This window comes from Parashewanella tropica (genome assembly GCF_004358445.1).
Taxonomy (GTDB): domain Bacteria; phylum Pseudomonadota; class Gammaproteobacteria; order Enterobacterales; family Shewanellaceae; genus Parashewanella; species Parashewanella tropica.
On record NZ_CP037951.1, the window covers coordinates 1,246,754 to 1,261,044 of the forward strand.

Here is a 14,291-nt window from a genome sequence, read left to right on the forward strand (position 1 = left end):
CTAGATGAAGTTCCAATAGGGTACGTATTGAGAGCAAAGCATATTTAAAAACTGTAGACCAATGATCATTATCAAAACTGAAAAGTCTAAACCGCCCATTGGTGGAATAATACGGCGGATAGGAGCCAATAGAGGATCGGTCAATTGACCTAAAACCATTATAAATGGGTTATAGCCTTGGTTAAACCAACTTAAAATTGCGCTAACCAATAGCATCCAAAATAATAAGAAACCAGCATGTTTGATAACCGAAACCAAAGAAAATAGCGAGATGGCTAAAAAGTCTATTGGTTGGCTAGCTATCAATGACAGCAATGTCATTTTTAGCGTAACTACGATGAGTGCTAACAAGAAAGTTGCAGTATCAAAACGACCAATAGAAGGGATAACTCGACGCATCGGTCCAACAATTGGGTGAGTAGCCTTGACGATAAATTGAGAGAAAGGATTATAAAAATCTGCACGCACAAATTGTAGCCATAGGCGTAAAATCACAATACTCAAATAGAGTTGGAAAACTGTCGTTATCAAAAATACCATTGCGTTCATAGTTTTTTCTTACCTTTTGTTCTATGTTACTTGAGCTATATTCTAGAAAAGTTTTTCCATTTCTTCAGCACGATTAATGCAGTTATTCATAGCCGATTCAACTAATTCTCTTAATTCGCCTTGTTCAAAGGTTTCAATGGCTTTAGCTGTCGTTCCACCTTTTGAGGTTACGTTTTGTCTAAGCTGAGCAGCAGAAAGTTCAGGATTCTGCTTTACCATTTCTGCGGCACCTAAAGCGGCTTGTTGAACCATAAGCCTAACCTGATCTTGTGAAAGGCTCATTTTTTTACCTGCATCTATCATCGCTTCCATAAACAAGAAGAAGTAAGCAGGGGAGCTTCCCGCAAGTGCAATTACTTGATTTAGCTCTGACTCTTTATTAACCCAAATCACTTCGCCACCCGTTTTCATAATGGCTTCAAAACATTGCTTTTGTATGTCAGTAATCCCTGCTGGCGCATAAATACCTGTTACGCCAACGCCTATTTGGGTTGGAGTATTAGGCATGGTTCGAATAAGCTGAATATTTTGCTTAAAGTAGTCGTGATATCGCTGACACGGAATACCAGCAGCAATAGTGATGATAAGCTTTTGGCTTAAATCCAAATGACTCAAAGCTTCGCAAACGTTTTGCATCATTTGTGGTTTAACACCTAAAACGACAACATCAGCGTTAATGACGGCTTGCTCATTATTTTGAGTTACCTTTACACCAAAATCGGCATGCATAGCTTCTAGTTTTGGTAAGCTAGGGTTCGTGGTTTCTATCAATTCAGAGTCATATCCACTGCCAACTAAGCCACTGACAATACTTCGGGTCATATTGCCTGAACCAATAAAACAAATTTTTGCTGTTGTCATCGTAAAACCTATTTTTTGTTAGTTATTATAATATTGGGGCGATCGTACTGTTAATCAATTCCTTGCCCCGAAAATTGCACTGCCAATTCGAACCATTGTACTACCATGCTCGATAGCCAGCTCTAAATCTTGACTCATACCAACAGAAAGTGTGTCAATATCTGAGAACTTGGCTCGTAACTCTTGATACTTTTGGGTAAGGGTAATCAATTCGTTGCGTAATTTATCCGAATTGTCTTGATGACTTGGAATAGCCATCAGCCCGCGCAACTTTAAATTTGGACATTGTTGTATAAAATCAGCTAAAGAATCGACCTGCTCGATTAGTAACCCTGATTTACTGTCCTCACCACTGATATTTACTTGAATACAAACGTTCAATGGCGCTTTATCATTCGGGCGTTGTTCATTCAATCGGTTGGCAATTTTTTCTCGGCTTAAGGTATGCATCCAGTCAAAATGTTGAGCAATTTCTTTGGTTTTATTGGATTGAAGAGGGCCTATAAAATGCCAAGTAATATCTGGGCAGTGTTGTGATAGAGCTGTAATTTTCTCAACGCCTTCTTGCACATAGTTCTCACCAAATGCTCGCTGTCCAGCTTGATAAGCTAAAATGATATCTGAACTAGGCTTGGTTTTACTTACGGCTAAGAGCTGGACTGTACTTGGTTCTCGTTGAAATTTGAGCGCCGCAAGTTTGATTCTATCTTGGGTCTGTGCCAACCTCTGAGTTATTGTTATCATGATGTGATTTTTACTAAGTGTCTTAGGTATCGTTAATTATGGAAATTACAGAATTATTGGCCTTTAGTGTCAAACATAAAGCTTCCGATCTGCATTTATCGGCAGGCGTTTCTCCAATGATCCGTGTTGATGGGGAAGTGAGAAAAATTAACCTACCAGCGCTAGAGCATGCTGACGTACAGCGCTTAGTGTACGACATTATGAACGATAAGCAGCGCAAAGACTATGAAGAACACTTAGAAATAGACTTTTCTTTTGAAGTTCCTAATTTAGCCCGTTTTCGTGTTAACGCCTTCAATCAGCATCGTGGCGCTGGTGCTGTTTTCCGCACCATTCCAAGTGATATTTTAACGTTAGAGCAATTGGCTGCCCCAGAGATATTTAAAAAAGTGGCTAGCTTTCCACGCGGATTGGTATTGGTAACAGGCCCGACTGGTTCGGGTAAAAGTACCACGTTAGCGGCCATGATTGATTACATCAATGAAAGTCGAAAAGAACACATTTTAACCATTGAAGATCCGATTGAATTTGTTCACCAGAACAAGCAATGCCTGATCAACCAACGTGAAGTTCATCGTGATACCCAAAGCTTTAATGCTGCATTACGAAGCGCACTTCGTGAAGATCCTGATGTGATTTTAGTTGGTGAAATGCGTGATTTAGAAACGATTCGATTAGCCATGACTGCAGCAGAAACAGGACATTTAGTATTTGGTACTCTGCATACCACATCAGCAGCTAAAACTATTGACCGTGTCGTTGATGTATTCCCAGCAGCCGAGAAGGATATGGTTCGAACCATGCTGTCTGAATCACTACAAGCTGTGATTTCTCAAACTCTAATTAAAAAAGAAGGCGGTGGGCGAGTGGCTGCCCATGAAATCATGCTAGGTACACCAGCGATCCGTAACTTGATCCGTGAAGATAAAGTGGCTCAGATGTTTTCTGCAATTCAAACGGGTATGGCTCATGGAATGCAGACGCTAGATCAAGCTTTGCAAAACTTGGTTAATAGAGGGATCATTAGCCGTGAAAGCGCTAAAGCCAAGAGCGCCAATAATCAAGCCTCATTTTAAGGACGTAAGCCATGGATGTGACCCCATATTTACGAGTAATGGTAGACAAAAAAGCTTCTGATTTGTTTATTACTGCTGGTTTTGCTCCTAGTGCAAAAATCGATGGCGAGTTGAGACCATTAACGGAAAAAAAGTACGACACTAAACAAGCTTTAGCGTTTGTTGAAGCCTTGATGTCCGAAGAGCAAAAGCAAGAATTTCACGAAACTAAAGAGTGTAACTTTGCTTTTGCTGCAAAGGATCTTGGTCGATTTCGTGTTAGTGCTTTTTGGCAGAGGGAATCTCCTGGTTGTGTTATGCGTCGTATTGAAACCAAAATTCCTCATGTGGAGTCATTAGGTCTACCTTCAATTTTACAAGAATTGGTCATGAGTAAACGTGGTTTATTCATTTTCGTTGGGGGAACGGGTACGGGTAAATCAACCTCTTTAGCGGCCTTAATCGGCCATAGAAATGCTAATGCTAAAGGGCACATACTAACGATAGAAGATCCTGTAGAGTTTGTTCACGACCATAATCAAAGCATTATCACTCAGCGTGAAGTGGGTATTGATACTGATTCTTTTGAAGCGGCTCTAAAAAGTTCATTACGACAAGCGCCTGATGTCATTATGATTGGTGAAATCCGAACTCAAGAAACTATGGAGTTTGCTCTAGCATTCGCTGAAACAGGACATTTATGTTTGGCGACTCTCCATGCCAATAACGCTAACCAAGCACTCGACCGCATTATGCATTTAGTGCCTAAAGAGAAGCACCAACAGTTGTTGTTTGATTTGTCTCTTAACTTAAGAGGTATTGTTGCGCAGCAATTGGTTCCTAGAGCTGACGGAGCAGGTCGCTGTGCGGCGATAGAAGTGTTAGTTAATTCTCCTCGTGTTTCTAGTTTGATCGCAAAAAATGAGCTGCATTTATTAAAAGAGACCATGGCAAAGTCGGAAGAACAAGGGATGCAAACCTTCGATAAGGCTTTGTTTAGGCTTTATGTCGATGGCAAAATTTCATATGCCGATGCATTACATCATGCCGATTCTCCAAACGATTTACGTTTAATGATTAAGCTAGATGGCAATGACGGAGATACTGATGCTGGCTTTATGTCAGGCGTTACCGTGGATTTAGATTAAGTAGCAAGTATTATTAACGTTATAGTCGAATGGCTCTTGGAAAACTGGAAAACCCTAGAGCCTCTTTTAGCAGATATTCAGACCTGATAGAATTAGATGAAATTAATACCTTGAACGCAAAAAGGAATATCCGTGGCAACATTTGCAGGGTTATCAGAACAACAAGGACACAGTCCACGTCGTAAAAAAGCAGTATTACTCATCAACCTTGGTACCCCCGATGCTCCCACCACGAAAGATGTAAGACGATATCTTGCTGAATTTTTGTCTGATCACCGTGTGGTGGAAATTCCTAAATTAGTATGGAAAGTGATCCTTCACGGTATTATTTTACGAGTACGCCCCGCTAAATCTGCCGCTTTGTATCAATCCATTTGGACGGATCAAGGCTCTCCTCTGTTAGATATTACTCGTAGACAAAGTGAAAAGTTACAGCAGCACTTGAGTCAAACGAATCCTGATGTCGAAGTTCATTATGCTATGCGTTATGGTAACCCTTCTATCGCTTCGGTATTAAAAGATATGCATGAGTCAGGAGTAGATGATATTACGGTACTTCCGCTGTATCCTCAATATGCCGCGCCAACCACTGCTTCGAGTTTTGATGCTATTAGTAAAGAACTCATGACTTGGCGTTATTTGCCATCATTGCAATTTATTCATACTTATCACGATCATCCCCATTACATCAAAGCTTTGGTCGAGTCGATAAAAAGTGATTTTGATAAAAACGGTAAACCCAAAAAGTTAGTAATTTCATATCACGGCATGCCAAAGCGTAATTTAGTACTGGGTGATCCTTATTACTGTTTTTGCAAAAAGACGACTCGCTTAGTGGTTGAATCGCTTGGTTTAAATGAAGAAGATTACATCACAACCTTTCAATCTCGATTTGGTAAAGCTGAATGGTTGAAGCCTTATACGGATGCCACATTAGAAGAGCTAGCCAAAAATGGCGTTGATGATATTGCGGTAATTTGTCCAGCGTTTAGTGCGGATTGTTTAGAAACATTAGAAGAAATTCAATGTGAAAATAAAGAAGTGTTTGAAGAGGCTGGTGGCAAGCATTATCGCTATATCCCAGCCCTTAATGATGATGATTTACATATTGAGATGATGGGAAATATCGTTCAAAAATATTTGTAAAAAAGCGCCTCGTAAATGAGGCGTTTTTACTTATATATCTGTTTGTGTTGAGCCTCTCAATACTAGATTTGTCATGTTTTTTGTCGACAATTCAGCCTTTTTGGTTCTGGCTCTGAGTGCAATTTCTTTCTCTTCATTGTGATCGACATAATATCCTTCTAAGGATTCATATTTGATGAAACCGTATTGTGCTAATTGCATATGTCGATGTTCAATGGCTCCAGTAAAGTGAACGGGTGTATATCTACAGCCTAAACGCTTAGCTGCTTCGGCCATGGCATCTAAGTTATCCATACCATCATCAATAAGAACTATTGGGCGGCTAGTATCTAAATCATTTTCCTTATAAATCTCAAAAGCTCTGTCTCCTTTGTTTTTAACACCGATGTATTCACCTTCCTCATCGAAGATCATTCCATGGCCCTCTTTACCATAAACGCCATCAAACCAGTTTGGATCAATTCCGGCTTCTCTAAGCTTAGTTGGAAGGAAATTATGTCCAGACGCACTTAGGACATATACATTAGCACCACTAGCTTTTAAATCCTTTATGACTGCTTTTAAGATTTCAGGGCCTTGATTTTCCAATGTTGTAAAGTTAGGACGTTTTGGGAGCGGTAATTTAGTGTAAGTTCCTTTAACCAGTACTTCATCGGCGTCAAAAAAGACGACTGGTTTTTCTCCGAACTCAGCACCTACAAGTTCACTTAGGTGTACGACATCTTCTTTAAAGTATGGAGACTTACATGCCACATCTGCAACAGATTCCACTTTTCCTCTTTCCATATGTTCCGATATAGAGGTTGATGTTTTTGGCTTTGACGGTGCGACTACTGTTTTAACTTTTGCAGGTTTGGCTGCGACATCATTGTTAGGTTCATCACCCAATAAAGTATCACGTATAAAGTTTCGAACTTGAATTCTATCCTCAGTTAGTTCTACTTCATTCTGCTCTTCGAGGTATTCCCAGCCAATAAGATCCGATAACTGAATAAGTTGATTTTGTTCTTGCATGGACTGATTAACGTATTGCAAAGTTAAGCCCATTTGTAAACGGTCTTGCGTTGTTTCTCTTTGCTCTCGAATTCCTTCCCATAGGGTAAAGGCTCTGGATTCTCGGTTCGCTTGATTTCTTCGTTCTTTTGCCGTGCGAGGTTTATTGAAAACGGGTAATCGACGTAAAGTCGGACGCATTTTTGAGAGCTTAACTGCGGCAGGAGAAACATCGTCTCTGTGTTCATCAAGCTCACTTTGGACTAAGTCTCTATCTGGCAACTTAGGGCTTGATTTTTGTTGCTCAAGGTACTCGTTAAGCTTGATAGTCATTTCTGTAGCCATAATTTCAACTTGTACGTCGACTAACCCCCCGAGACCTTCTTTACTCGTATCGGCAGTTACCTGATATTTTTTTCCATTCAAAGAGATTTTGAATTGAGGTTTGAAGCCAGGTAATTCCCCTGCTTTACGGTGAACTTTATAATCTGCTTTTGTTGCAAATGTGCCACTAGTGTGAAGTGTTACGACTTCTTTATCAGCTTGAGGACATTGAGAAGCTATATACTTTATAGCTGAAGTAGATAATGTAAGTGTGCAAGAACTAAGATCATTGAACTTTTGAGCCGTAAGCTCAAAAGGCATCGTTTGACCTTGATGAAGTGAGGATGGTTTTGAGGCTGCCATAAACAACTCATACGCGAAGTTAACTATGTAACTAGCATAGAACAGATTTTAAGGGACTGAATTAATTGAAAATTAATTTTTGATTTGTTTGTATTTATTTCTTTGATTGAAGTGTAATTTGACGCGAACGTTTTATGGCTTTTAGCCGATAAATATAGTGAGGTTTAAAAGCCTTTTTATTGGGAAAAGGGAGTCATCACCCCCCAAATTGGTTCTCAAAATAGCTCTCAACAATCAATACAGCAGAAACCGCATCAATTTGGTTTTTAGCTAATTTTTTGTATCCGCCTAATTCATATAATCGCGCTTTTGCATCGGTGGTTGTGAGACGCTCGTCTTGCAATTCTGTTTTGATGCCAAAACGACCATTTAAGCGATTGGCAAATTTTCTCGCTCGCTGAGTCAAAGGTTGCTCTGTTCCATCCATATTTAATGGCAAGCCGACAACCAGCAGTGTTGGATTCCACTTTTTTATGATTTGTTCAATGGTATCCCAGTTTGGAATACCATCATTGGCTTTTACCGCTTGAACAGGCGATGCTTGATAAGTGATGTTTTGCCCGACAGCGATACCTATGCTTTTGGTACCAAAGTCGAACCCTAAAACGGTTTGTGTTGTCATTATTTTCTCTTATGAGTGTCCAATTTGTGAGGACATTTGCCAAGGTTCGAACCCTAGAGATTTACACGCCATTTCCCAGCGCTTTTCTGGTTCAATGTCAAACAGAATTTCATTAGACGCTGGAATGGTTAGCCATGAGTTTTGAGCTATTTCTTCTTCGAGCTGTCCTCGTCCCCAACCTGCATACCCCAAAGCCACAATAAAGCTGTCAGGTCCTTTTTGATTACTCATTGCACTTAACACATCGCGGGAAGTCGTTACCATAATTTCTGGGGTGATGGCTAAACTGTTTGTCCAGCCAGGTTGCGTTGAGTGGAGTACAAAACCTCTATCTGGGCTAACAGGGCCACCAACTAAGACTGGGGAATCTTTAACGACTGAGTGGAGTATGGTGTGAGTGTTAAGCTCCATTTGTTCTAGTAGCTCATTTACTTCTATACCAATTGGACGATTAACGACTAAACCCATTGCGCCTTTTTCGTCATGTTCGCACATATAGATAACACTGCGCTCGAAGAAGGTATCATCAAGTGAGGGCATGGCGACGAGAAATTGGTTTTGTAAGCTCTCCATAAAAACTCCTGTACTGCTTCTCTCAGGTATTAACCACCTGCTAACTTAACAGTATACCCCTGTTTTTCTAACAGAGACTTTAACTGTTCTCGGTTATCGGTTTGTATTTCGATATTGAAGTCTTTTACTGTTCCACCACAACCGCATTGTTTTTTTAGTTTTTGAGCGAGTGTCTTTAATGCTTTGGCATCTAAACCTAAGCCTTTCACAATAGAGACACCTTTGCCTTTACGACCTTTGCTGTCTCTATGAATTCTAACAATGCCATCACCTTGTGGGATATCATCGGGTTGTTTTTCTTGTTTTATACGACCTGTTTCTGTGCTGAAAACTAAGGCAACATCATCGTCGATTCTCATGATTTAGAATCCCTAAAATCAGTAATTTATATTACTTTGAAATGTAAATAGCGATAGATATGGATCTTACCAAAACTCGAGGTAGGATCTAAGCGCAAATAATGAGTGAATAATATAAGTCTAACAAAGACTCAATTAATACCCAAACAGGGGAAAATTAAGATTTATTTAGAACAGTTTCTAGAACAACCAAGATAGTAATAATACACCTGTGGTAATGGCAGAAGGTAAAATAAAGCGATGAAGTTTAGGAATAGCAATAAATACGGAAGTCATAGCAAAACTAATTGCTGTATATCCTTTTATTGAAGGAGCCGATAAGGTAATGACGAAGCACACCGCGAAGACAGTAAGAGCAATAGTGACCAAGCTACTTATTAGGCCATGACTAAGCTCAAGCCTTTGTTCAAGAGCAGCTATTGGCGAGATTGTTTGGCGGGAGTACAAAAATACCAAACTGCCTAAAGCAATTGCTGAAATGATCCAAAGCATGACACTGACTCCTTCTATTTATTGATAATAATTATCATTAAGATCTTTTCCCTTGTCAATTAAAATGGTAAATTTGTGCAAATTTGTTTGAAGAACAATGTATTGGTAAGTAAAGTGGTAGCTATATAGTGCAATATGGGTTGCTTTAATGGGCAACGGTTTGCTGGAGGAGTAATATGAAAAAGTACTTAATTTTAATCATGGCGTTGATGTTAACGGCATGTAGCTCGACTCGTGGAAATTGGGATTACAATCCCAAAGTGGATTTTAGCCAATACAAAACGTTTGCATGGGTTAATAAGAGAGCGGGTGAAGAAGGTTATCAGTTAGATGGCTTAATGAGTCAGCGTATTCATCACGCAGTTAATGAGCAGTTACAAGCGAAAGGATTGACGAAAGTAAATAAGCAATCGGCTGATGTTTTAGTGAACTATATCACTCAGAAAGAAAAGAAGTTTGATGTAGATACTTTCCACTCGAATTTTGGTTATTTTCCATATACTCGTAATTGGTGGTGGGGAGGAACAGGCTCAACCACGACTCATGTTAGGGAATACAAAGTCGGTACGCTATTTATCGATCTTGTTGATAATAAAACCGGTGAGTTAATTTGGCGTGGTTCTAGTCGAGATATTATTCGCAACTACAAAACACCAGAGAAGAAGACTGAGAATATCAATAAAATGGTTGGTGACATTTTATCGAATTTCCCTCCTAAACCTGAGAAGTAGCTGTTCAAAAAGAGTTTTCGACTTTTTTTAAATCCAAATAATCGGTAGAGTGTTGTCATTATTTTAAGCGATGACACCACTCTATGATTGATCTTAGAAGCGATACCGTTACCCAACCCACTCAAGCTATGCGTGAAGCCATGGCGAACGCCAAAGTCGGTGACGATGTTTTTGGCGATGATCCAACTGTTAATGAACTTCAAGAGTTAGCCGCAGACATGTTTGGCTTTGATTCTGCGTTGTTTACTTCATCTGGCACTCAGGCTAATTTATTGGCATTAATGAGTCATTGTGAACGGGGGGATGAGTATCTTTGTGGTCAGCAAGCCCATAATTATAAATTTGAAGGTGGTGGAGCAGCAGTTTTAGGCAGTATTCAGCCTCAACCATTAGCCAATCAGCTTGATGGTACTATCGATTTAGATGACGCTAAAGCGGCTATTAAACCCGATGATTTTCACTTTGCTCGCACTAAGTTATTAAGTTTAGAAAATACCATAGGTGGTATTGTCTTACCTCAAGAGTATTTGGCTAAAGCTCAAGCTTTCGCGTTCAATCATGGTTTAAAAATTCACTTAGATGGCGCTAGAGTGGCTAATGCTGCAGTTGCCCAAAATTTATCGATTAATGCCATCACCGATCATTTCGATTCTGTTTCTATTTGTTTATCCAAGGGCTTGTGCGCTCCTGTAGGTTCTCTACTCTTAGGTTCAGAAGATCTGATCGGCCGAGCAAGGCGCTGGAGAAAAGTCTTAGGTGGCGGAATGCGTCAAGCTGGAATATTAGCGGCGGCAGCAAGATTGGCGCTGACTGAACAAGTTGATAGATTGGCGGAAGACCATGAAAATGCACAGTTATTGTTAACAGAGCTGTCCACTATTGAAGAGCTGTCAATCGATAGTGAGCAAGTACAAACCAATATGATGTTTGTTGATTTACCAAAACACATAAACCCCAAGGAAATGGCTCATATATTAAAACAGCAAGGAATATTAATTTACCCTTCTCAACATTTAAGGCTAGTTACTCATAAAGATATAAATCAACAAGACATTCATAAAGCTGTCATCGTCATCAAGGATTTTATAAAAAAATCGTATAACAGGTAAAAGTGAGCATCATGATAATTCGTCAATTAACAAAACAGGATTTTCAAGATGTTATAGAGTTAGGTTGCTGTGTTCATGGTGAAGGTTACATAAATCAACAAGAGTTACATGACATCTATTCAAAGGGAATTAAAAACGGAATAAATCCTCATTTTGTGGCCTATAAAGATAAAGTATTGGTAGGTTTCCGATTAACTTATGCAGCTGGTCAATGGCCTTTGGATAGGTGGTGCTCTGAGGAAAAGTGGTCAATTAAGCCTAATGATGTCTGTTATTTCAAATGCAATACGGTAGCAGAAGAAGCGCGAGGTGAGGGGCTTGGAGGAAAGTTACTTGATGCTTCAATACAGGCCGTCAAAAAGCAAGGGGCTAAGGCGGGTATTTCTCATTTATGGAAGCAAAGTCCAAACAACTCAGCTGTGAAATACTTTTCTAAGGCGGGAGGAGTGTTAATCAAAGAGCATCCCAATCGTTGGAATCGAGAGTTTAATCCAGATTATAACTGTGCTTTATGCCGTGGTGAGTGCCAGTGTACAGCTTGTGAAATGATTTTGATTTTTTGACTATACTTCCTTTATTACTCAAGGATGAGCTAAAGGTAAGTTTATGTCAGTTGGTGGTAACTATTCTTCAAAAGTTTCTGAGCTCGTAACCCAAATTAAACAGGACAGTGATCCAAAGCTTAGACCCCAATCAGAATGGAGCCTAAATTACACGTCATCGAAAGGTGTTGAGGTAAAGAAAAGCTTTAAGGTTTCTCAAAGCGATACAGGTCAGTACAGAGTTGATGATAAAAATACTGGCTACGTGGCTAGATTTTTAGCGTTTTTTTTTGGTCGTAGATCTACTGAAGCTCAGGACGTAGAGGTCAGTCTTAATCTTCAACGCTATCAAGCTACGGTTATTCCTAACCAAAATGCTTATGAAGCTGATTTTGATGCGGGTTTAAATAATATCGCTAGTAGGATGGAGGGGTTTTTATCAAACATTGTCGGGCGGCAATATATGGAAGCGGCCCCTACTCGTACTCCTGTACAAGTAGCAGGAGCACAGCCTGGGGAACAGTTTGTTCTATCACCTAAGCTTCAAGGATTTCGTCAATGGGCAATTCAGCATCAAGTTCAATTCAATGATGGTATAGCCGATCAGTTAAGTCACCAACCTAATCTTTCGCATTTAGGTAAGGCTGATGACATCAGGCATCTATTATTGTCAGCAGTGGATACAAGACCAAAAGTATTATCACCAGCAGAAGTAACTTGTTTAGATGCCGCGCATAAATTAATACAACACGAAGGTCAGCAAGCAAATGGTATTCGCAATTGGGCAAGAGCAGTAAACTTAGAGGTTGATATCGCCTTGGCTAATAAAATAAGCTTGGATGTCAGAGCTAGAAATATTGGTGTGCCGGGGTATATTAAACAAGAACTGAATGATGTCATCAGGGGAAATGCCCCTCTTATGTATCATCAGGTTGCACTACTTAATGCTTGCAGTCGAACCTATGCCTCAGAAGTAAGCAATGGCAATAAAATTGATGGGCACAAGCTTTATGTTGCAAAGGACTTTGTTCGAAAAATAAAGCATGATGGTTATAAAATGACTGAGGATAATTTTGAAAAAATTGCTCAATCGAAAGGAGTTAAGGGGCGATGGGATTTGGGTTATGTTAAGCATTTGGTGAACAGTGCGCTTGAACATCCAGACAGGCCATTTACTACAGAGCAGGTGCAATGTTTGAAGGTTGCACAAGATGTAGTGAATCAACATTTGAGTCAATTTAGGGCTGACCTATAGTTTTGTATTGCTTCTTTAAACTTGTATGATTGGCTTATTCGGTTCTTCCAAGAATGAGTCAAGGATGTACGACCCATTAGTTAACACGTCACCATTTCAACAAGAGTTTGCTCAAAGCTATTGGGCAAACTCAGTTCCTTTAGGTACAGCACAAGATTCACTTCAACAATCCATTCAAACAGACATTGCCATTATTGGTGGTGGTTACACTGGTTTAATGACGGCTTACTATCTCGCTATTGAGCAAGGTATTGACTGTATTGTAATTGAAGCCAATCAAGTTGGTTTTGGAGCCAGTGCTCGAAACGCAGGGTTCGTGCTAAAAGGCTCTGGACGCTTGAGTTATCCGCAGATGGCTAAACGCTGGGATTTGTCAGTAGCCAAAGGAATTTTTAATGAATTCTCTGAAGCTGTTGAGCGTGTTGATGCATTGATATCGGATCATCATATTGATTGTGATAGACAAGAAAATGGTTACCTAAAAATCGCCCATAGTCCGAAAGCGATGCAGCAATTAGAGTCTGCTAATGAATACATGCAGCGCCACTTTGGTAGTGATTCTCAGATCTTGTCAAAACAAGTGCTTTTTGATGAATACATGCATCACCAACAAGCACATGGCGCTTTGCGTATTCAACAAGGTTTTGGCATTCACCCTCTTAAATTATTACTGGGTTATAAGAAGTTAGTTCAATCAGTTGGCGTGCCTATTTACGAAAATTCGTGTGTTGAAGATTGGATAGAAGAGCAAGGTCGGCATAGATTGATCACTAACCAAGGAGAAGTCATAGCAAACAAAGTTGTTTGTTGTGGTAATGCCTATCTACCAAAAAGGTTTAATTCTCAAATTGATAACAAATTTTTGCCGATTCTGAGTAATGTGATCGTTACTGAGCCTTTGAGTAACAACATTCTTGAAGCCGCGGGATTAAAAACTCGTCAAGTGGTGATGGATACCCGAATTCTCAAGTATTACTACCGTCTATTACCCGACAACCGTTTATTATTTGGTGGTCGTGGTGCGGTTTGGGGAAAAGATGCTGCAAATCCTAAATACGGTCAAAGGCTGAAGCGAGCGTTAAACAGTGCCTTTCCTGCTTTGAGCAATAGTAAAGTCGATTTTAATTGGACGGGATGGATTGCGGCAGCCTTTGACGATATGCCCCATATTTTTGAAAAAAATGGCGTTGGGTATTCACTGGGGTATTGTGGTTCTGGAGTCGCGTACAGCGCTCAAGCAGGCTATCGGTTGGCACAATCGATAGCAGGGCAACCAGTACCTGATTTGCCTTTGTATTCCTCTCCGTTACCAAGTGTGCCATTCAGTCGTTTTCGACGCTGGGGACAATGGGCTTATTACCATTATGGCTGCATGAAAGATTCAATTTTATAGATACAAACAAAAAAGGAGCCGAGGCTCCCTTT

16 protein-coding genes are annotated in these 14,291 nt (G+C 40.0%); 8 read left to right on the plus strand and 8 right to left on the minus strand.

Features of this window, described 5'->3' with window-relative positions:
- The 3 genes from E2H97_RS05235 to E2H97_RS05245 are packed head-to-tail and all read right to left on the minus strand — an operon-like array spanning nt 1 to nt 2,154.
- Complete coding sequence (locus E2H97_RS05235) at nt 1–549, minus strand: YggT family protein (RefSeq protein ID WP_133406164.1); 549 nt, start codon at nt 547–549, stop codon at nt 1–3.
- 42 nt (nt 550–591) lie between these two features.
- Nucleotides 592–1,410, minus strand: a complete 819-nt coding sequence (gene proC, locus E2H97_RS05240) for a pyrroline-5-carboxylate reductase (RefSeq protein WP_133406165.1) — start codon at nt 1,408–1,410, stop codon at nt 592–594.
- 54 nt (nt 1,411–1,464) lie between these two features.
- Nucleotides 1,465–2,154, minus strand: coding sequence for a YggS family pyridoxal phosphate-dependent enzyme (locus E2H97_RS05245; RefSeq protein ID WP_133406166.1), 690 nt, complete (start codon nt 2,152–2,154; stop codon nt 1,465–1,467).
- A gap of 38 nt (nt 2,155–2,192) precedes the next feature.
- On the opposite strand from E2H97_RS05245, the gene E2H97_RS05250 reads away from it, so the two are divergent.
- The 3 genes from E2H97_RS05250 to hemH all read left to right on the plus strand — a co-directional run bounded on the left by E2H97_RS05250 (nt 2,193) and on the right by hemH (nt 5,503).
- Nucleotides 2,193–3,230 carry a type IV pilus twitching motility protein PilT gene (locus E2H97_RS05250; protein ID WP_133406167.1) on the plus strand — a complete coding sequence of 346 codons (1,038 nt, stop codon included), beginning with the start codon at nt 2,193–2,195 and terminating at the stop codon, nt 3,228–3,230.
- Nucleotides 3,231–3,241: 11 nt separating this feature from the next.
- Nucleotides 3,242–4,357, plus strand: coding sequence for a PilT/PilU family type 4a pilus ATPase (locus E2H97_RS05255; RefSeq protein WP_133406168.1), 1,116 nt, complete (start codon nt 3,242–3,244; stop codon nt 4,355–4,357).
- 132 nt (nt 4,358–4,489) lie between these two features.
- Nucleotides 4,490–5,503, plus strand: a complete 1,014-nt coding sequence (gene hemH / locus E2H97_RS05260; protein ID WP_133406169.1) for a ferrochelatase — start codon at nt 4,490–4,492, stop codon at nt 5,501–5,503.
- 30 nt (nt 5,504–5,533) lie between these two features.
- On the opposite strand, the gene E2H97_RS05265 is transcribed toward hemH, so the two are convergent.
- The 5 genes from E2H97_RS05265 to E2H97_RS05285 form a co-directional block, all read right to left on the minus strand.
- Nucleotides 5,534–7,183, minus strand: coding sequence for an HAD family hydrolase (locus tag E2H97_RS05265; protein WP_133406170.1), 1,650 nt, complete (start codon nt 7,181–7,183; stop codon nt 5,534–5,536).
- Nucleotides 7,184–7,379: 196 nt separating this feature from the next.
- The gene (gene ruvX / locus E2H97_RS05270) at nt 7,380–7,805 is read right to left on the minus strand and encodes a Holliday junction resolvase RuvX (RefSeq protein WP_133406171.1); all 426 of its coding nucleotides are present in this window, start codon (nt 7,803–7,805) and stop codon (nt 7,380–7,382) included.
- Between the two features lie 9 nt (nt 7,806–7,814).
- Nucleotides 7,815–8,378, minus strand: coding sequence for a YqgE/AlgH family protein (locus E2H97_RS05275; RefSeq protein ID WP_133406172.1), 564 nt, complete (start codon nt 8,376–8,378; stop codon nt 7,815–7,817).
- 29 nt (nt 8,379–8,407) lie between these two features.
- Nucleotides 8,408–8,737, minus strand: coding sequence for a stress response translation initiation inhibitor YciH (yciH, locus tag E2H97_RS05280; protein ID WP_133406173.1), 330 nt, complete (start codon nt 8,735–8,737; stop codon nt 8,408–8,410).
- A gap of 180 nt (nt 8,738–8,917) precedes the next feature.
- Nucleotides 8,918–9,229 carry a hypothetical protein gene (locus E2H97_RS05285; RefSeq protein ID WP_133406174.1) on the minus strand — a complete coding sequence of 104 codons (312 nt, stop codon included), beginning with the start codon at nt 9,227–9,229 and terminating at the stop codon, nt 8,918–8,920.
- A gap of 176 nt (nt 9,230–9,405) precedes the next feature.
- Here E2H97_RS05285 and E2H97_RS05290 point away from each other — a divergent pair, with 176 nt between their 5' ends.
- The 5 genes from E2H97_RS05290 (at nt 9,406) to E2H97_RS05310 (ending at nt 14,259) form a co-directional block, all read left to right on the plus strand.
- Nucleotides 9,406–9,960, plus strand: coding sequence for a DUF4136 domain-containing protein (locus E2H97_RS05290; RefSeq protein ID WP_133406175.1), 555 nt, complete (start codon nt 9,406–9,408; stop codon nt 9,958–9,960).
- Between the two features lie 83 nt (nt 9,961–10,043).
- Entirely contained in the window at nt 10,044–11,069 is a 1,026-nt protein-coding gene (gene ltaE / locus E2H97_RS05295) for a low-specificity L-threonine aldolase (protein ID WP_133406176.1), read from the plus strand.
- Between the two features lie 11 nt (nt 11,070–11,080).
- Nucleotides 11,081–11,632 (plus strand): GNAT family N-acetyltransferase, encoded by a 552-nt coding sequence (locus E2H97_RS05300; protein WP_133406177.1) that lies wholly within the window; start codon nt 11,081–11,083, stop codon nt 11,630–11,632.
- 43 nt (nt 11,633–11,675) lie between these two features.
- Complete coding sequence (locus E2H97_RS05305) at nt 11,676–12,866, plus strand: hypothetical protein (RefSeq protein ID WP_133406178.1); 1,191 nt, start codon at nt 11,676–11,678, stop codon at nt 12,864–12,866.
- A gap of 64 nt (nt 12,867–12,930) precedes the next feature.
- Nucleotides 12,931–14,259 (plus strand): NAD(P)/FAD-dependent oxidoreductase, encoded by a 1,329-nt coding sequence (locus tag E2H97_RS05310; protein ID WP_133406179.1) that lies wholly within the window; start codon nt 12,931–12,933, stop codon nt 14,257–14,259.
- Nucleotides 14,260–14,291 lie beyond the last annotated feature (32 nt).